This is a genomic window from Apilactobacillus kunkeei, from assembly GCF_005930975.1.
Lineage (GTDB): Bacteria > Bacillota > Bacilli > Lactobacillales > Lactobacillaceae > Apilactobacillus > Apilactobacillus kunkeei_E.
Genome location: NZ_VBSE01000040.1, coordinates 120,623 through 143,895, shown reverse-complemented (window position 1 = coordinate 143,895; position 23,273 = coordinate 120,623). Strand labels below are relative to the sequence as shown.

Annotated in this window: 1 protein-coding gene; it reads left to right on the top strand. The window is 40.2% G+C overall.

Annotated elements, in window-relative coordinates:
- Positions 1-20: 20 nt before the first annotated feature.
- Positions 21-22,670 carry a DUF5776 domain-containing protein gene (locus tag FD688_RS04320; RefSeq protein WP_138741935.1) on the top strand — a complete coding sequence of 7,550 codons (22,650 nt, stop codon included), beginning with the start codon at positions 21-23 and terminating at the stop codon, positions 22,668-22,670.
- The last annotated feature ends 603 nt before the right edge of the window (positions 22,671-23,273 follow it).

The following is a 23,273-nucleotide window of genomic DNA, read 5'->3' as shown; positions in this document are numbered from 1 at the left end:
TTTTTGAAAGGGCCATTAATATGCAATATAACAAGCAGCAATTTAATAAAGTAAAAGATAAAAAAATGATGAAGAAGGTTAAGAAACAATGGGTTGTAGTATCCGTTGCGACATTAGCCTTTTTGGGAACCACTGCATACACAATGGGCGGGACGACAGCTCATGCCGCTGATGGATCTAATGGTACCAATCCTGCCCCAAGCAATAGTAACAGTGGAAACACTCAAAATAGTGGAAACGGTGGTACTACAACCAATCAACAAAGTGGTGGTGGCGGAAACGCTGCAAATAACAATAACGCTGCCTCAAATAACGGGACCATTGCGTCTTCAGGAACCAGTGCGTCTGCTCCAGTTGTTACTGTAGGAACTACGAATGGTCAAGCTCCTAGTTTTAACAACAATGACGAATCAGCTAGTTATTCACAACAAATTCAACAAGGTTATTCAGATGCTTTCAACGGGAAAGGTAACAACTCAAATAACTTAACCGGACAAGCTGTAAACTACTACAACGCTGCCTACAATGGTGCTCAAGCGGCTATGAATGCCTACAACCAATTAACAAATGGTTATGGTGCAGGTACTCAAGATTACACATACTATGGTAATACTCCAGTTAGACGTAATGATAACGGAACCACTGCTAACGCCAGTTTAGCAGTTCCTTCTGGTACTCCAAGTGCAGCTGCAGTAGCATCACTACAAAGTAGTGATCCTGTTTCTGGAGCCACTATGTCTGCTCAGGCAATCATTGATGGAACTCCTCAATCATACGCTAGTAGTGACTCACCTTATCGTGGTGGTGCTAACAACCCGATTGAAGCAACTAACTCTGTTAATAAGTATGAAACAACATTGTTAAACAAATTAAATAATGCAGATAACGTCAGTGTTCAATTACCAAGTACAACTATTACTGTTCCAGATCAAAACAACCAAGTGATTACCAACGCTGAACAAATGTATGCTAATTACGCCGGTTTGAACAAAGCATTTCAAACAGGGGCTAATATGGCGTTAGCTCAACAAGGAATTAATGATGCTGAATCTGGTAAGTGGACTGGTATTTCAAAAGGTTCCACAAACAATACTGATTTTTATCTTCAATCTAATACTCAACCAACAAATAATCCTTATGATCAAGCTTATCGTGGTGCTAAGCTGGCTATTTCACAAACTTTCACCAATGATAATTATAATGGGAACAGTTCAATTCAAGCTAAAACAGCAACGAGTGATACAGATTACAACACTCTAGGTTATAACGACGTTGTAACGAAATCACAGAGTGGTACAGCATTTGTTTTAAATGGACAACAATTCTATTCAGTTTTAACTGGGCAACAAAACTCCATTTCAAATTCAGGTGGGTCAATTTCAGCTAACGTTAATAATATTAGGTTAGTCGGTGATGTGGGATTAACTGGAAATACTTTAAGTGGATTCACTAATTCAACAATCACCACTAACTTATCGTCGTTAATAGTTGATGGTCAGAATCACTTAATGGACTTTAACGGAATGAACTACGCCATAAGTGGAAATGCTTTTAAAGATTTATATTTAAAGAATTTCCAAACTCTATATGGATCTAATTATTATGGTCCTTTTCAATTAAATGGAAGTGGAAGTATCCATTATTCTAACTTGAACTACGTGGGGCCTCAATTACTTAGTGCTTATTCAAATGACGTATTCTTTTCTGGAAATGTTAACATCTTAAACCCATATGATATTAATACAACTAATGGTAATGTTGCTTACAATTACAATAACAATAATAATTATACTCCTTATCAAAGAAGTGGGGATGCGATTCAGGGTGGAGGTAACCAAGAGAACCTTGAAGTCAATAACTTTGTTCTAGAAGACGGTGCTCGATACTTTGGAGCTGTTTCTCCAGACAATGGTGGTACCAACATCATTGCTAAAGGAAACTTTACTCTTGGTCAAAACTCTAAGATGACATTGTTAACTCGTGATGCTTATGGAAAAGCTGAAGGCGCATACGATGGAGCTAACTATGGTATTTATTTATCCTCCGGCGGTGCTAACACGCCTTCACTGAACGTTCTTAAAAATGCGGTTTTGAACTTGATTGGTGGACAATCTACCCGTTCTAATTATATCGGTTCAGGTATTGCTACCGATTCTGCTGTTACTTCCACTATTAATGTTGATGGTGGGACAATTAATTATGAAGGTGCTAACGGTGTTCCGGGACAATATGGACAAGCATTTGACTTCAAAGGAACCACTACGATTAATGTAATTAATGGTGGACTAATCAAGGTGCTTTTAGCTCAAGCCCCTAGTTCATCAGTCGGAGCCAATTATAACGTTGGTGGAACCCCATCTAAACAAGTTACCTATGGTGGATTAATCAATAACTATAATTCTGGAAATCCTCAAACTGCAAACTTTAATGTTGCTAATGGTGGTAATTTAATCGTAGGTTTATACGATAATGGTGGGGGATATGTAATTCCTTACTATGGTAATTTGAACATGAACAGTGTTGGTCCAGATAATGCGGTCTTTTTGACAAATAATTCTACTAATGCATTTCAAACTAATAGTGGTACCAATGGACAAACTTATTCTGGGGCCATTACTGCCTATAACGTTGCTGTAACAACAGATAACTCTACTACTCCAACTAATTTCTACAAATTCCAATTACCTTCTGGAAGCACTACTTATACCGGTGTTACTTCTGATGGAAGAAGTGTATCTGGACAAATCTCTGATACTCATAAATTAGTCATTTCCAACCTACCATCAGTTCAATTTGTTGGAAATCTTCAAAGCTACGTTAATAGTAATGGAGATACTGTTGTGACTGCGAATGCCAAAGTTTCAAATTATTCTGGTAACTACCAAAATATTTACTACGGGGTCGGTTATTCTAACACAAATCCGAATGGTAACTTTAATTCATTAACTAGTTACAATAATTCAACTCTTAAAAATACGACACCTAACGTTGTAGATCCTAATTCTTACTATGGTTTTGTATCGGTTCCAAGTAACTACGACGGTTCAATTATTCCAATTTCCTTTACAATTCCTAAGTCAGTGGCATCTAATCCAACTTATGTCGGAATGAGACTTAAGTATGGTTTAGCCAGTGTCACAAGTGTATTGGGTGGTAGTAACTCTGTCACAAATATTGAAGGTTATTCATTACAAAATGGTCAAATTGCACAGGATACAAATGGTACTTTCTTAGTTGGTACCAATGACTTATCAAAACAAAAACTTGGTGCAAGTGATGCATTAATCGACTTGGTAAACAATAACTTAAATGCTAAAAATCAAGAAGATTTTAATACTCAAACTAACACTGATTACTCTGTAAGTTACACAGCTGCTAAGTCTGGATATCAAGCATTTAATATTAACAATCCACTTTCTGTCGACCAACTTAGACAGACAAGTGCCTACTCTAATTCACCAAACCCAACTGCATATGCACAAGGTTACGAACGTGCTTTGTATGATGCAGGTGTAAGGGATGCCAGGAATGGTATTACAACTAATTCATTATCACAACTACCTGATTATCAAGCAGGGATGAATCAATATGTATCCGCTTATACTGCCGCATTATCGACAAATAACCTTGGACTAGATGCCAATACGATTATAAGCAAATCTAATCTTCCGACATCTTATTTGGGTGCGCCAGCCACTGGTACGACAGCCGGGATTGCGGATGCAACTGGTGCTTCTGACTTCGTTCAAGATGAAAGAAACGGGACAATCCAAGCAGCTAATTCAAAATACGCTGCGATTACAGATCCTAACCGACAATCAGCATACCTAGATGCTGAAGCTGGTTATTTTGCTGCAGTAAATAACCAAAAATTGGATGCAACAGCTAGTCGTGCTAAACAAGCTGGATACCAATACGCCAAATCATTAATCGCTGGAGCAATGTCTCAAAGCCAGCCTACACAAAGTAACACTGACCCAAGTCTTAACTTCTCCGCAGTTCAAGATGGTTACAATGCTGCTCAGGCTGCGATTAACAAGGCGGCTACTAATTTATATGCTTCTGGTAATCAAGAAAGTCAAATGACCAGTCACGGAGCATTGAGTGATGATTCGTTTGCAGGTGATAGAACTGTATACAAGAGTATTAAATACGGATATTACCAAGGATCTAGATCAATAAATAGTCCATTCCAATCTGACGTAAACCTAATTGGCCAAACTGAAACTAAGCTAGACCAAATCGAAGAAGTTGGTTACGTTGCATATGTACAACCTTTGTCTTATGCAGCAGGGGCTAATAGTTATAACACTAAGGGTTCAAGCACACCAACTGCACCCTATAATAATTCAACGATTGGGCAACAATCATATACTAATGGTTATAATGATGCACAAACTGCGTTCAACCAAGGTCAATCTGATGGACTAACCAATGTAAAAAGTGTTGATAGCAGTCAGCTTAGCACCTTTCAGGATAACCCTACATCAGTGCCAAGCACCTATACCAACCAAAACGTCCAAAATTCATACTCAACAGGATATAAAGGGGCGGTTGATGGTTATAAAGATGGTATCGCTATAAACTCTGGCGGGACACCAAACGCTAATAACAACCAAGGTAATGCTCAAGCGACTTATACTAACTCATATGCTGAGGGTAATGCACAAGGAAAACAACAAGCTGGTGCCAATGATTACGTATCCAATAACGTTAATCAAAACCTACAAAAAACAGATAACAACTATGCAACGGGTGTACAAACAGCTGAACAAGGGCATGCTGATGGGTATGCTGCTGCTACAAATAATCCAAACGCAACCACTAATAGCACTAGTAAGACATACGTTACTGGGTTTAAAGTTGGGGTTAGTGACCAAATATCTGATGCCAAAAAATCTGGTGATATAGATGCCTTTCTTCAAGGTGCGCGCGATTACATTCAAAATAAAAAAGTGGCATCTGTAAATAATAAAGATGTTTACTACATTAACTATTACAATCAAGGGTATTCAACAGCCCAACGTGGTTTATTGGATGCTCGAGATGGTAATGAACAAACCTTACCGGTATACCCAACACCATCTAATAAGGATGATCAGTCTTATGTAAACTCTCAAGATATCATTAACCAATTTACTGCACGGCTACAAAATGCATACAATATGGGTTATACAGCATTTAAAAATGATGCTACAACCGGATTTAATGATGCTAATAATGCGTTAGTTAGTACTAAACCGTCCTTAACAGGTAATGATAGTAACAAGTCGGTAGCATATAACGTCGCTGCCGACATCTTCAACTCTGAGTTGGCATCATTGTCATTGCAAAATAACGCATACAGCCATAGCCAAGATAATACTGGTACTTTGTACAAAGACTTGCAAAATTGGTTCAGTACTAAAGCACAAGCCGATTACCAAAGTGGTGAAAGTGTTGCGAAAATGACAACCGTTCCTCCAACTACAGCTAACAATACTCCTCAGATTTCATTTGGATTCATCAAAGCTGGTTTTAATGACCTAACTAACGGATACAATGGATCTACTGGAAACAACGTTAATACCAACTCCGTTGGTTATATAGATGGTCAAACTCAAAAACAAAACTTAAAAACAGGGATTAATACTGCTATTCAATCAGTTAAAAACAACGCACCAAGCGATTCAGATCAATTGGATGCCTACAATGGTACCAAGGCTGGATACATGGATGTTGCTACTGGTTCAACTACTGGTTCTAAGACAATTACTTCCCAATTTGACAAGGTCTTCGTTGATGCATATAACAAGGCTTATTCAGATGGCGCTAATTTAGCTAGTGAAGCATTGCAACAATTAAGTCAAAATCAAACAGCATCTGGTTTAACATTAAATGCGGATGGTGCTAAGAACGATGCTTATACAGCAGCTTACAATCAAGTAATGGATGGATACCACGATAAGATTAAATTGCCATCTTCTGGTAACACTGCAACAACAAATGCTAACTATATTGCTGGTCAGGGTGTTGGAACTACTTTCTTAAGAGATTATGCTCAAGCTGAAAGTAAAAAGAATCCGCAATATCCTGCAGATTCAACATCAGAAACTTATCATGGTGTTTTCGATGCATTAAGCAATGCAGCTGCTAATGGTCAAATTACAACGATTCAAAATAGTCCAAACGGAACACTTTATGTTGACGGATACAACCTTGCCGTAGCTGATATCAATGCAGCTTCTGACCATGCTAAACAAGATTTCGCGAATGGTAACGCTGCGAGTGCAAATCGTGAAAGTACTCCAGCAATGCAGGCTGCATATATTCAAGCGTACAACCAAGCAACAGAAGGATTCAAACAAGCAATTAATACAACTAATACTTCCGCGCCAGCTAATACCAATGCATCCAGTGGATTCAAATTAGGTGCAAAGTATAAGCAAGGTTACCTAGATGCAATTACTGACTTTAATAGTGGTATTACATCAACTATTAATAGAAGTGAAGATGGATATGCGGATGCAATGCAAGCACTAGTCGATGCTAAGTCCGGTAAATATAACAATACTGATTACAGTTCCGTATATACCATGGCATACTCACAAGCATTGGGGACTAACAATGGACTTATTAATGTTAAGGCAAAACCAAATATCAGTAATGTTCCATCTGCAGGTAGCATTCCATCTAATGTTAACCAGACTGCTTATCAAAATGGATACCAAGGTTCTGTTGATGGATATCAAGATGGTGTTGCAAGTACTCAAGGAACATCAACCAACAAGAACACCTACAGTTCTACACAAGGGAACAACGTTATTTATCAAAACGCTTATAGTCTAGCTAATGCATCAGGTCGCCAACAAGCGGGGGCCAACGATTATACAGCCGGTTCCTTCAGTCAAAGCGAAGCGGCAAGTGATTCTAACTATGCTGCAGGTGGTAAAAGTGCTGCAAACGGATATACCGAGGGGGTGGCAAATAAACCTAAGAGTAGTCAAGATTTAACCTACCTAACTGGTTATACTCAAGGTCAACAATCTGGTAGTGGTGTTTCTCAAGCCCAACAATTGAATAGTACCGATAACGGCCTAACTGGTGATCAGTTAAATGCTTACTATGGTGTTAAGGATGCTTACGCCACTGTTAAGTCTACTAATACATCTACATTATCATTACCTTCCAATGGTAAGGAGGTTAACAAGACTTCTAATGCCTATGTAGCAGCATTTAATGCCGCTACCCAAAATGCACAAAAATCTGAATTAGATGGATTGGCATACTTCCAAAAAGGTAATATAACAGCACCACAACCAAATAATAATCCTGAAACCATTGACGATGATGCAAGACAAGATGGTTTTAATCAAGGATCAATTGGTTACGGTAAGGCACAGATCAATGAATTTGATTCCACTAACCAAAATATTGCCTACATTAATGGTGGCAAGATGTATTCAGATATTCAAGCAGGTATTAAGGATGCTCAGGCTGATCCAACTAAGATTGGTCAATATAGTAGTGGTTCAGCAGCAAGGGACGCTGCTTATGACGGTACTGCTGGAGCATACAATGATGTTTGGAATAATACGCCTAATTCAGCTAGTCAACCAAAGAGTCGTGATCAAAATCAAGCCAAAGCTTATGTTGATGCTTATAACCAATCAAACAACACTGCCATTACAGATGGAAATAACGGTGCTTCAGCATACGTTAGAGGTCAAAACCAAGCAATAGGTAATGATGCTGATTCACGAGCATTTAACTATGGATATGGGCAAGCACAAAAGGGTTTCAGTGATGGTTTAGCTCAATCAATTGCTCAAAACCCATCTAATACTGCATACATGACTGGTTACAATGCATATCAATCTGAAAATGCAGGTAATATTGATGCTGTTAATGGAAACACAGTTAACCAAAGTAGTGTTAAGGACTCGACCTCATATCAAGATGCACTAAATGCTTATAGAGATGCATATACTCAATTAATCCAAAATCCTGATGCGACAACAATGCCAAATAGGACTGGAAAATCTCAAGCATATCAAAACGCATACAGTGTTGCTATGGGTGAATTGAAAAATGATTATCAAATCGGATACCAAGCTTTGGCATCAAGCGTCACACAAAATACTTCTGTGCCTGCTGGATCAAACTCATATTCAACAAGTATGAGAACAAAAGGTTTGAACAATGCCACAGTTGGTTATGGATATGGTGTACTATCACAAAATGTGCCATCCACTTATAAAAATTCCGGTTCATTATATGGTCAACAACAAGGTCAACTTGTTGTTCAAGCAGCTAATGATATTGCTAACACAGGAACAAGCAACAGTAGTCTAACATCAAATCAAATCTATAATATTGCTGCGTTAGCTGCTGGAGATGCTAAAAATGCATTTGATACTAATCCAGATACTTCCGACGAAGCTGGAGGAATATCTGTAAATCCAAATAACAATAATGATGTTTATCGAACTGCCTACAAATTAGCAGTTGATGCTATGAAGGCTAAATATAATGCAGGTGCTCAACAATACCTAAACAGTCAAGCTGAATCTGCTAATCCAACTACTGAATACGACATGGGGTACAAGGATGCACAAAATGGATTCAAATCCGGCTTTACAGGTGCAAACCTTCAAAATAACCATAGTCAAACATTAGTTGGCCAAACAGCTGGTAAAAACGCGTTAGCTGGTTATAACGACGCCAAAACTGGAATTGCTTCATCTACTTACAGTAATGTAGATAGCAATAAAATGGATGGTAATCTTGGTGCTACCCAAGCTTATGATGACATTTCAGCTGGTAAAGGTAACATTCTTGCTTCATACACTAACGCAAGCAACGCCTTCCAAGCTGCATATAACAAGGCAGCTAATGAAGCAAAACCATACTATGATAATGGTGCAAATGGATATGTAAATGGTTATAGTAATACCAATGCTACTGATCCTCTATCAAAGGTTCAAAGCGCTGGTTATTTGAACGCGCAAAATGGTCATGATGCAGTCGTTAAAAACAAGACTAGCGAAAATGACTTAACTCAAGCACAAAAGAATGATCCATCATTTATGATTGGATTTAACAACGCCACTCAGGGTCAAACTGGTTTAGCATCTGCGGGAAGTAATACACCAGTATCTCAAGAAACATACAATTCTTGGAGTCAGTCTCAAAAAGACGGTTATGATGCTACTAATGCTGCTTACGCAACTGGTAAGGATGACAACCAAAAGGCAAATCTTGATGGTAAGAGTCAAGCCTACAAGGACGCATACAATGCAGCTTATGAAGATGCACAAAATAAGGCATCTCAAGGGGCAGCTAATGTGTTAAGTGGTCAATCTGTCGATGCAAGTACTTGGAATACTTGGAATGACAAGCAAAAAGATGCATATACGACTGGTCAAGCTAATGCCAACAGTGCATATTCAACAGCTGAAACCAACACTAAAGCATCAAATCCATACCCATCAGGAACAGATAAAGCAGAGACATTTAACGGTGCTCAATCAGCTGTTAATGACATTATTAGCGGCCAAGCTGGTCAAAGTAAGAATAATGACAGTAACCCTGTCTACAAAGCTGCTTATGAAAAGGCTCAACAACAAGCCCAAGCTAAAGTTAACGATGGAGTTACTGCCTTTACTAAGAACCAAGCAAAAGTAACAAATGACAATACTGCAGACGGCGTTGCTCAAAACTACGGTTACACTCAAGCAGACGCTGGTTACAATGGTAAAGCTGGAGCTGATATCAATACCAACGATCCAGCTTACCAAGCAGGTCGTCAACTACGTAATGATGAAGACACCGGTGTTTCAGAAGCTAAACAAGCAACTGGTAAGGATGACACTTCATTTAAACCAGCTAATGATTCACAAAGAGCCGCTTACGATGCTGCTATGGCAGGTATCCTAGACGGTGCTAAGAACAATACTAGTGGCCAAACAGTTCCTCAAGCCGATTCTGCTCAAGCTAAGGTATACACTGATGCATATACCACAGCTCATGCACTAGGAATACAATATGCTTCGGACGGTGCTAACACATTTAACGATGGTCAAGCCACCACAAACGATAATAGTTTGCTTGGTCAAGCTAAAAGCCAAGGTTACACTGATGCTAAGAAGGGTCATGACGCTGCTGTTAATAAGCAAACGCCAACTGCTGATGAACAAAACAATCCATCATTTATGGCTGGATACAATGCTGCTCAATCTGCTCGTACAGGTCTAGCTGACATTGAAAGTGGTGCTACTACGTCTTCTACTCACGAAGACGATAAAGCGTATGCTCAAGCTCAACAAGCATACAGGGAAGCTGCTCAATCAATTGCCGATAACCCAGACAATCCAGCAGCAACCACTAACACTTCACCTGCATATAAAGACATCTACAAGCAAGCTCAAAATGATTTGAAGAGCAACTATGTTGCAGGTCAACAACAATTCTTGAATGCCGAATCAAGCGCTGACACAAGCAGTTCTGATTCTCAACAAGGTAAGGATAGAATTAGCCAAGGTTACGCTGATGCACAATCTGGTTTCAATGCTGCAATTAACGGTCAAACCATTACTAATCCAAACGTTGCTCAAAAAGCAGGGATGGGCGCTGCTATGACATTGACTGACGCTGTTAAAGCTACAGTTAATGGTTTATATCAAAACAGTGACGATAAAGTCGCTCAAGCTGCTAATAGTGCAACCGATGCAGCTCGTAGTGACCTATTAAGTAATCCTGATTCTACTGGATCCACTAACACAGATATCGTAAATAATCCTGTTAAGGCTGCTGCTTACAAGCAAGCTCAAGCTCAATACAAGGAAAATTACGATAATGGTTCAACTGCATTCTTAAGTAATCAATCAAAACCTGCTCAAAATGATGCGCTAGGTCAACTAGGTTACAACAATGCTAAAGAAGGATTTGAAGCTGGTTTCAATGGCACTACAATGCCTAACCAAAACAGTGCTACTAAGACTGGCCAAACAGCTGGGCAAAATGCACTATCTGGCTACCATCAAGCAATGCAATCAAATGATTCAACATATTCAGTTCCAGCAAATGCATCACAAACAACTAAGGATGCAGCTAGTGGTGTTCAAAAAGCATTTAACGATGCTAAGAACGGCACGCAAATGACGAAATCTGAATTGGCAACTAAGCCAGTCGCTTTCCAAGATGCATACAACAAAGCAATTGATGACGCTAAAGCTGCTGTTTCTGCTGGTGCAAATGCATTTGCTAACGGTAGTGGTCGTCCAGTCGCTAGTGATGCTAAGACTAAGGCTCAAGCCGATGCTTACGATGATGCACAATCAGGTTATGATTTAGCTAAATCAGGTAAACAACTTAGTGAGGCACAAACTAATGATGCTTCATTTAAGGCTGGATATAATGCATATCACGATGCTCAAAATGGTCATGTTTTATTCGTTTCAGGTGGTAAGTTGACAGGAAACGAATCTGAAGCTGAAAAATTAGCTTATCGAGCTGCGAGTGACGCTTACCAATCAGGTGCTAACAATGAAGCTAAGAGAAATGATTTAAGTCAACAATCAGGTATTTACCAAGATGAATACAAGAAGGCTTATGATGACGCTAATAGTAAGGCATTGTCTGGTGCTCAAGAAGCATTTGGTAATGCTTCCTCTACTTTTAGCCAATCAGGATGGAATCAAGCTCAAAAGGATGCATATAAAGCAGGTCAAACTAATGCTAAGGCTGGTTACGACCAAACTAAGAGCGATGTTGATGCACAAAACACAAATGCTCAAGGTAGCAATGCTGCTGAAGCATTTGATGGTGCCAAGGCTGGTTTCTCAGACGGTAAGTCTGGTTCAACCACTGACCTAACTAATAAGACTGAGACATTTATCAACGCATACAACGCTGCTAAACAAGAAGCTAAACAAGCTGCTGAATTAGGTGCTGCAGAATTTAACGCTAATAAAACAGATACTGCTGTTGCCAATGCTAAGGATGCGATAAACGTTGCTCATTCAAATGGTTACACCCAAGCTGAAGCTGGTTATAATGCTCAAAACAATGGTTATGTCGATAAATCCAACAAGGATGCTTCATACCTATCTGGTGTTAAGACTGCTCAAGACGTTGCTAAGGGTTCTTCTGACGCATTAACTGATCCAAGTAAGAAGGGTTCATATAACTCTGGTTCAGCTGCCCAAGATGCTGCTTACAAGGCGACCGTTAATGGTTACCTAGACGGTAGCAATGGTAATAACGCAAATGCTCAATCCACTGATAGCACTCAAAGTAAGGCATACAATGACGCTTACCTAGTAGCTCAACAAAAGGGACGAGATGCCGCTTCAGCTGGTGCTTGTTCATACCTTGACGGTAATAACAAACCAACTGGAACTTCTGCAGAAAACCTTGCTCAACAAAGGGGTTATGAAGATGCATCAAAGGGATATAGTGATGCTAATAACAGTTCTGCTACTATTCCAGAAGGTGCTACTCAAGCATACAAAGATGGATTTAATGCTAACAAGTCTGGTCAAGCAGGTATTAGTGATATCGAAAACGGTACAACTACTACTCCAGCAGATACCACTGCATACACTAAGGCTCAACAAGCATACGATGCTGCTTCTAAAGCAATTAGTGCTAATCCAGATAAACCAGCAGGTGCTAGCGATAACTCACCGGTATACAAAACTGCTTATGCTAAGGCAATTAGCGATTTGAATCAAAACTATGCTACTGGTAAAGACCAATTCATTTCTGGTAATAAGCAAGCTGATACAAGCGTTGCCGTTTCAAGTCAAGCTAAGAGCCAAATTGAACAAGGTTACAACGACATTCAACGTGGTTTCGATGACAAGATTAACAAAGCAACAGCTAAAAACGCTAACTCAACTACCCAAGCTGGTGCTGAAATGGCGCAAAAGGTGATTAATTCTGTTAACGGCGTAGCAACTGGTAACGTTTTAAATAGTGATGATACAATTGTTCAAACTGCCAACGCTGCAGCTCAACAAGCAAAACAAGACTTGCAAAGCAACCCAGATCATTCAACTACTTCAGATGATCCAAACATTCAAAACAACCCAATCAAGGCTGCTGCATACCAAGTTGCAGTTAACCAAATGCATCAACAATACACTGACGGGTCAAATGCTTACTTGAATAATCAAGCTCAACCAACCACAACCCTAGGGGATAAAGGTTATACCGATGCCCAATCTGGTTTTAGTGCTGGTTTCAATAGCACTACAATGCCTAACCAAAGCAGTGCAACTGTAGCTGGTCAAAAAGCTGGTGAAGAGGCACTTGATGGATACCAATCAGCATTGGATGGTAAACAAGATAATTCAGGAACTGCAATGCAACAACAAGCTAATGCTGCTGCAAATCAAGCGTTTGAAGATGCTAAGCAAAACAAGACATCTGATATTTCAAACCAACCTAAGGTTTCTTATCAATTAGCATATGAAAAGGCGATGGCAGCTGCTCAAGTAGCTACTACAAGTGGTGCCAAGGCGTTTACTGATGGTGATACCGAACCTACTGGTGATAAGGCGTTAGATAAGGTATCTCAAGTTGCATACGAAGCAGCCAAGTCTGGATACGAAGCTGCAAGGGATGGTTCAACAATTACATCTGATGAACAAAAGAATCCTTCTTTCCAAGCCGGTGTTACTGCATACCACGAATCAATTCAAGGACATGACCATTATGTTTCAGGTCAAAAATTACCAGATAATGCAAGTGCTGCTGAAAAGGCTGGTTATGAAGCTGCTAAGAGTGCTTACACTATTGGACAAAATGATGGTGATAAACCAACTGATCTAAGCAGTAAGTCTGAAACTTATAACGATGTCTTCAACAATGCTTACAACGACGCCAAAGCTAAGGCTCAAGCTGGTGCTAATGAAGCCTTTGACAACACTACACCAGTTAGTCAAGATGACTGGACTCAAGCTCAAAAGGATGCATACGCAGCTGGTCGTCAAAACGCTCAAACTGCATATGACGACACTAAGAGTGATGACACCAAGAGCAATCCAAATGTACCTGGTACCGATGCAGCTAATGCATTTGATGGTGCTAAGGCCGGATTTAAAGCGGGTGCAACTGGTATTACGCCAGCTGACGTTAATGATCATCCAAGTGGTTACATGACTGCATACCAAAAGGCTCAATCCGAAGCTCAAGCCCAAGCTCATCAAGCTCAAATTGACTTTGCTAAGGGTCAAAATGATCAATCAACTGATTCCAATGGTGCATTAAACCAAGCTTACAAGTCAGCTTATGCTCAATTTAAGGATGGTTATAACAACAAAAAGAATGGTAACGTTGATTCAAACAACAAGGATATCAACTACATTCAAGGAATTGAAAACGCTAAACAATTAGCAAACGGTATCCAGGATGCGACAGATAATCCTAAAAATAATGGTACTGAATACAAGAGTACACCTGCTCAAGAAGCTGCATACAAGGCTACATTGAACGGTTACACTGATGGTGCTAATGGTAACTCAGCTAACCAAACACCAACCGACCCAAGTCAAACTGTGATTTACAATGATGCCTATGCAACTGCCAAGGCTCAAGCAAAAATTGATGCCGGAACTGGTGCTACTGCGTTTAACAACGGTTCTGATAAACCAACTGGTACTGATTCACACGTAGTCGCTCAACAAAAGGGTTATACAGATGCCAAAGATGGTTACGATTATGCTAAGGACAATCCAACAGCAGACCTACCAGCTAACCCAACTAACGCATACAAAGCGGGTTACAATGCGTTCCACTCAAGTCAAACTGGTCTAAGTGATGCTGAAAACAACACATCAACTAACCACGCTGATTCGACTGCATATCAAAACGCTCAATCTGCTTATGCTGATGCAAGTAATGCTATTGCATCCAACCCAGATAGTCCTGCATCTGCGCAAGAAAAAGCTCCAGCATATGTTGACGCATACAAACAAGCTATTAATGATTTGAAGGCTAACTACCAAACTGGGCTACAACAATTCAATAGTGGTGCTAACAGTACTGATACCATCGTGGTTACTTCACAACAAGCTAAGGATCGTTTGACACAAGGTTATGAACAAACTAAGGCTGGTTTCGATTCAGTCACAGATGGTCCAGCAATCGATCATCCAACTGCAGCACAACAAGCAGGAATTGACTCAGCTCATACTGTTCAAAACGCGGTTAGTGGAATCGTTAATAACAATACCGATGCCAACAACCAAGATCCTGTATACCTAAGTGCTACAGCTGCAGCTCAACAAGCTAAGGACGACTTGGTTAACAACCCTGGTCACAGCACTAGCTCAGACAATGCTGATATTCAAAATAATCCAATCAAACGTGCTGCGTACAAGCAAGCCATTGAAGCAATGCAAGTACAATACACACAAGGGGCCAACGCATTTGTAAATAACCAAGGAAAACCAAGTGACAAACTAGGTCAAGATGGTTATGAGGATGCTCAAGAAGGTTTCAATGAAGGATTTGCTGGTACTAAGGTTGCTGAGAGTGAAAATAGTGGGACTCAAACCGGTAACAAGTATGGTCTATCTGCATTAAGTGGATACACAGACGCATACAACGGTAAGGTCAATAATGACACTGACGATGCACCAAGAAACGAAGCTAATAAGGCTGCGCTTCAAGCATTCGATGATGCTAAGACTGGTAATACTACTGATTTATCTGATAAGTCATTGGCTTACCAAACTGCATACAAGAAGGCTCAAGCAGACGCTAGCCAAGCACTTCTTGATGGTGCTAAGGACTTTGCCAACGGCCAAAGCAGTCCAGCTGTAACCAACGCACCAAGCGGTGTTGCTGCAAAGGCTTATGCCGACGCACTATCAGGTTATCAAGCTGCTGCAAATGGTGGTAATTACACAGAATCTCAAGAAGCTAACCCTCAATTCATGGTTGGGGTAACTGCTTACAACGACATGGTTTCAGGTCGTCAATTATTCACTAGTGGCGGTCAATTGACTGGTAACGAATCTGCTTCAGAAAAAGCAGGTTATCAAGCTGCTCAAGCTGCGTTTGCTACTGGTAAGAATGATGAACCAAAGGATCCAAGTCTTTCAGGTCAATCAGTTCAATACCAAGATGCTTACAACAATGCTTATGACAGTGCTAAGCAAATTGCTACTAGCGGTGCTAACGATGCATACGCAACTAGCCCATCCACAGATACTTCAAAACTATCTTCAACTGAATTAGTTGCATACAATGCTGGTAAGCAAAATGCAGAAAACGCATACAACGCAATCAAAGGTGACACTACAATTGCTAACAATAACATTGCTAACAGTGATGCCTACAACTCATTTGAAGGTGCTAAGGATGGTTTCATTGCTGGCAAGACTGGTAACGATATTTCACTAGATGGTAAATCTACTGCATACATCAACGCATACAAGAGTGCTAAGTCTCAAGCTGCCCAAGCTGCTGCTGAAGGTTTAGCACAATTCAATGCGAACCAAACAGATACCGCTACTAATTCAAATGACGCAATCAATGTTGCTCATAAGAATGCATACAACCAAGCTCAAGCTGGTTACAATGCTCAAAACAGTAGTAACGTCGATAAATCCAACAATGATGCTTCATACCTATCCGGTGCTAAGACTGCTAAGGATGTTCAAACTGGTTACAGTGACGCCAAGACCAACCCATCAAGGGCTGTCTACAATGGAACTCCTGCTCAAGTTGCTGCATACTACGCAACTGTAAATGGTTTCCACGATAGTAGTTACGGTACTAACAACTCGACATCAACAGATGCCACTCAAGCTAAGGCATACGCTGATGCTTACAAAAAGGCAACTGCTGATGGTGCAACTGCCGCATTACAAGGGGCAAACACATACAATGCCGGTGGTGCTAAGAGTGATGACAGTAATGCATCAGGATTAGCCGCACAAAAGGGTTATGAAGATGCTAAACAAGGTCATGATGATGCAATTGCTAACCAACAAGCACCAGAAAATGCTAGTGCAGCATATCAAGCTGGAGCTCAAGCAGTAGCAGATGGTAAACGTGGAGCAACCGAATTTAACGGTCAAAAGGATGCTAACGCAAACTACTCATCATCAAATACTAATGTTCAAACTGGTCATGATGGTGCCAAGGATGGATACACTGATGCCATCAATGGTGCTAACAAGAAGTCATTCGATACTAATTCCGATAAGACTCAAGCATATCAAGACCAATATAGTTTGGAATACGACAAGGCGTTGACTAAGGCTTCTCTTGGAGCTCAAAACAACTTCACCAAGACTAATACTGATATGAATGGATGGACTCAATCAGATATCAACGCATACCAATATGGTCAAGCTAGTGCATCACAAGGTTACGATGAAGCACGTCAAAAACCAGATAACACCAGTCATACTGGTACTACCAATATCGACGAAAGTTTCAAGGGTGCTGCTGCAGCATTTAACGACGTGAAGAACGGTGAAGAAGGTCAAAACGCCACTGCCGAAACTAACCCGGTATATCAAGATGCTTACCAAGTTGCGTTAAATGCAGCTAAACAAGTCGCTAATAACGGGGCAACTAGTTTTGGTAACGGTCAAACATTATCTGATCAATTAGCAAAACTAGGTGACAACCAAGCTGATAAGAATGCATTTACTAAGGGATACAACGATGCACAATCTGCATACGCTCAAGCTCAACAAACACCTAGTCAAACTAGTCCATATGCAAATGGAACTAACAGTAACTTGGTATTTGAAGCTGCCCAAAACGCATTTAGCGATGTGAAGAACGGTGAAGCAGGAGCTCAAGCTAACAAGATTTTTGATCCTGCATATCAAGCTGCATACCAAAAAGCATTAAACGAAGTTCAACCGGTGGCTACTAATGGTGCCAGCGGATTCAGTAAGGGTGTTGATTTACAACAACAACTTGCTGCATTTGGTGACAACCAAGCACAAAAGGATGCTTATTCCAAGGGATACAATGATGCACAAACCGCATACGGACAAGCATTACAAAATGCAAATGACGTAGCTGACCACAGTACATCATCCAATGGTGATGAAACATACCGTGGAGCAGCCGCTGCCTTATTAGATGTTAAGAATGGTACTGTTGGCAAGAATGCAACTGCAGAACAATCAGGTCCATATAGGGATGCTTATGCTAAGGCATTAACACAAGCTCAAGCTCAATCCAATGCCGGGGCAACTGCATTTGGTAATAATGACAACCTTAAGACCGCACTTGGTCAATTTGGTAACAAACAAGCATTAAGTGATACCTTTGCTAAGGGATATGACGATGCCAGTTTTGGATACAATGATGCCCAAAAAGATTCTAATATGGGTTCTACTCATAGTTCGAATGGTGATAAAGACGAGGTCTATCGAGGTGCTGCTGATGCATTTAATGCAGTATTACGTTGGGAAAATCCAAATCCTGATTTATCACAAACTAATGCTGCATACCTTGCTGCTTTTAGCCGTGCTAAGAGCCAGGCATTACAAATTGCCAAAGATGCTGCAATTGGTTTCAGTAAAGGAACCACTCAACAAGAATTAATCAGTGCTCAAGGCGATAACAAGGCATTGCAAAATGCAGCAATTAGAGGATATATTGATGCTCAAGCTGCATACGCACAAGCTGAATTACAACCTGACACTACTACTCACCTAAGTGATACCAACGCTGATAAGACATTCCATGGTGCTTCCTTGGCATTCAACGATGTTAAGTCAGGTCAAGATGGTAATAGTCGACCAGCTGACAGTGATCCAGTTGCTCAAATTGCTTACGACAAGGCATTGAGTGCTGCTCAAGGTCTTGCTAAGAACGGTAGTACCGCATTCATCAAGGCATCATCACTAGAAAATGCATTGATGGCTGCCGGTAATAACCAAGCAGATAAGGATGCAATTACTAAGGGATACAACGATGCCCAAACTGCTTATGAAGCAGCTCAACAAAACCCAACTGCAACTAACCCATACGCTGCTAACACTAACAGCAACCTAGTATTTGCTGCCGTAGCAAATGCAATTGCTGATGTGAAGGCTAACAACATCGGTGCACAATCTAAGAACTCAACTGATCCTGTCTATGTTGATGCTTACCAACGTGCATTGAATGAAGCTCAACCTCAAGCAACTAATGGTGCGACTGGATTTGGCCAAGGTGTTAACCTTGCTGATGAACTTGCTAAACTTGGTAACAACCAAGTTCAAAAGGATGCATACAACAGAGGTTACACTGATGCGCAAAACGCTTACGCTCAAGCTCTTCAAAATGCTAATGATGGTGCAAACCATGCATCAACAAGCAACGGAGATGAAGTATACCGTGGAGCCGCTGCTGCCTTGTTAGATGTTAAGAATGGTACTGCTGGTCAAAATGCGAACGCAGAACAATCAGCACCATTTAGAGCAGCTTACACTAAGGCATTACAAGCAGCCCAAGCTCAAGCAAATGCTGGTGCTACTGCATTTGGTAACAAGGCCGACTTGAATTCATCATTAGGTCAATTCGGTAACAACCAAGCATTGAAGGATGCCTTCACTACTGGTTACACTGACGCCAATAATGGATTTAACGAAGCTCAAGTGGATGCATCTAAGGCATCTGATCATGCTAGTCAAAGTAATCAAGATGCAACTTATCGTGGAGCTGCTGATGCATTTAATGCCGTTGCCCAAGATAAGAATGCACAACCAGACGCAAGCAAAACTAACCCAGCTTACGTTGCGGCATTTAACCGTGCTAAAGAATTGAGTAATCAACTTGCTCAAAGTGGTGCGGTTGGCTTTAACCAAGGCAAAGCAGAAGCTGACTTACTTGCTGCACAAGGTAATAACGATACCCTTAAGAAGGAAATCAGTCGTGGATACTCAGATGCTCAAACTGCGTACGGTCAAGCTAAGAGTCAACCAGATACAGATAGTCGTCAAACTGATACCAATGCGGCTCAAACTTTCCATGGTTCATCACTTGCATTTAACGATGTTAAGTTAGGCCAAGCTGGAAACAGTCGTCCATCTGATTCTGATGTTGTGGCTCAAAGTGCGTACGATAAGGCATTGAGTGAAGCAATGGAAATCCTAAGAAGTGGTATGACTGGATACCTAAACGCAACTTCGCTAAGCGTCCTATTAGACCGTGTTGGTGATGACCAAGCAAGTAGGGATGCAATTACCAAGGGTTACGATGATGCTCAAGTTGCTTACGCACAAGCTCAACAAAACCCTAGTCAAACTAGCCCATACACATCAAACAGCAACAACGACTTGGTATTTAAGGCCGTTGTTAATGCAATTACCGATGTGAAGAATGGTAATAGTGGTGCTCAAGCAAATGCTTCAAGTGATAGCATCTACGTCGATGCATATCAAAAAGCAATTCAAGCTGCACAACCTGAGACCGTCAATGGGGCAACTGGTTTTGGTAACGATGTTAACTTAGATAACCAATTGGCAACATTTGGTAACAACCAAGCTCAACGCGATGCTTACACTAAGGGTTACTCCGATGCCCAAAACGGTTACAACCTTGCATTGCAAAATGCAAATGATGGCGTTAACCACACAAGCAACTCTAACGAAGACAGTGTCTACCGTGGAGCCGCTGCTGCGCTTAACGACATCAAGAATGGAAATCCTGGTCAATATGCAAATGCTGAACAAGGTGCTCCATACAAGGCTGGATACGCCAAGGCATTGGCATATGCTAGTCAAATTACTAAGAACGCCAGCGTAACTTACTTACAAAATGGTTCATTGAATGATTCATTAGGTCAATTTGGTAATAACCAATCCGTTAAGGATATCTTTACCAAGGGTTACAATGACGCTAAGACCGGTATTGAATTAGTTCAATTAGGTACTGATCAATTAGCAAGTCATAACAACAACACTAACGTTGATAACACTTACCGTGGTTCCGTATTAGCATTGATTGATATCAATTCTAACCGTCCAAATAACCATCTAAACGATAGTACTGACCCAGTCTTCGTTGCTGCATACCAACGTGAAGCTCAAATTGCTACGCAAGCAGCTAACAATGGTGCTAAGGCATACACTGAAGGTCTTACAGAATCAGCAGCTGTTAACAAGTACTCAGCTACTCCTGAAGACGTTGCATCAATCAAGATGGGTTACGAACAATCACAAACTGGTTATGGCGATGGAAACACAGCTAATGCCCAATCTAAGTCTGACAATCCTTATTACCAAGTTGGTTTCAACTATGCAGATTCTGCATACAAGGGTTACCAATCAGCTCAAAGCAATGGTAATCAAACACCAACTGGAAACGTTGCAACAGACGATGCTTACCAAGCAACAGTGGCTGCAAGTTCCGATGTTAAGAAGGGTGTTGCCAAACAAGATGTTTCTGGCAAGTCATTGGCTTACCAAACTGCATACGGCAGAGCTTACGACCAATTCTTGGCTAAGAAGAAAGCTGATCAAGAAAGTGACTTCTCCAAGGTTGGTAAGAAGTACTACAAGAAGAACTACAAGCTATTTAGAGTTATCAATAAGTATGGTGCGAGAGTATACACTAGTCCTAAGTTCACTAAGAAGAACTGGGTAATCACTCTAAAACGGGGTGACTTATTCAAGGCAGTTAAGATTGTTAGACACAATAAGACTACTAGATTCTACGTAGGTAATGGTGACTACATCACTGCTAATAAGGATTATGTAGAAGCAACACAACTAGCTAAGAAGGATAAGACCAAGAAGACTACTAAGAAGGCTAAGACAACCAAGAAGAAGGTTGTTAAGAAGGTCAAACCAGTCGTTAACACTAAACCAACTAAGAAGAAGGTAGTGAAGAAGACTCAAAGCACCAAGAAGCCAACAGTAGCTAAGACTCATAAGACTATCAAGAAGCAAGAACCTAAGAAGACTACTAAGAAGAACGTCAAGAAGACAACTGCTCCAGTAATCAAGAAGAAGCAAACAATTAAGCATCCTGGTTACTCAGTAACACTTACTCCAAAGGGTAATAGTCGTTACTACAGAAAGAACTACACTGTCTTTAGACTTCAAAAGGGTGCCTTGATTCATACGGATAAGACTTTCAATGAACATAACTGGGTATCTACACTACGTAGAAACGATGTCATTAGAGTCCAAAATGTTGTGAAATTCCATGGCATTACTAGATTCTATCTAGGTAGCGGTCGTTATGTAACAAGTAACAAGGAATTCGTGGTGGATGAAAATACTTACGAACAACGTAAGGGTACAAAGGCTGCTAAGTCCGATCGAGTAGCTAACAAGCCACTTCCAAATAACTTGTCTAAGTATAGCGACGCTTACGTTCAAGCATACTTGAAGGAATTCTACCAAGGTTCAAATGCCCAAGTTACATTCCGTCGTAGAGATAATGAGACTAAACAAGTCACTTCATCAAAAGCTAAGAATGATAAGGGTAGTTATTATCATGAGAATTACAAGGTATATAAGGTGATTGCTAAGAATGGTGTTAGAATTCACACTAATTTGAAATTTAGCGCTAATAATTGGACTGCTAAATTGCAACAAAACAACGTCTTTAAGGTTAAAAAGGTATTTAAATATTATGGAATTACTAGACTTTACATTGGAAATTCCGAATATATCACTGCTAATAAAGATTTTGTTAAAAGAAATGATGACTAGTATCTGTTCTAGTAAACGTTAATATATCAACTAAGAGGCGCGCTCCTAAACGGGAGCGTGCCTCTTTTTTGACTACTTTTTTAATAATGTTTAAATTTTTATAAAGAATTATTTAAGTTATTTAATCATTAATTAAAATCATTTTAAAAAATGGTTAAGAGTGTTATCATGATTAAGACGTGAAGTATAAATCACTGATTTTTTATTAATTGTAGGAGATGATATATTGCAATACAATAAGAACGAAATTAATAAAGTCAATGATAAGAAGATCATGAAAAAGGTTAAGAAACAATGGGTCGTAGTATCTATTGCTTCATTTGCCCTTTTAGGTGCATCTGCTTATGCAATGACAACTAGTTCTGCTGTGGCTCACGCCGACACAGTTCAAACTAGTCAATCAGGTTCAGCTGATAAATCAGCAAATCAATCTGATACAAGTTCCAATGGTCAATCTGACTCTAACCAGTCAACTGACCAAGGTACATCTACTTCAACTTCATCACAAGCTGCAGTAAATGTACCAGCAATTCAAACCCAAAATGCTGGTACAATCAGTACATACAACAATTCTGATGAATCAGCACAATATGCTAGCGAAAC

What these genes read in the sequence shown, in the direction of transcription:
- FD688_RS04320 (WP_138741935.1), top strand. Translation starts at nt 21, where the DNA reads ATGCAATATAACAAGCAGCAATTTAATAAAGTAAAAGATAAAAAAATG.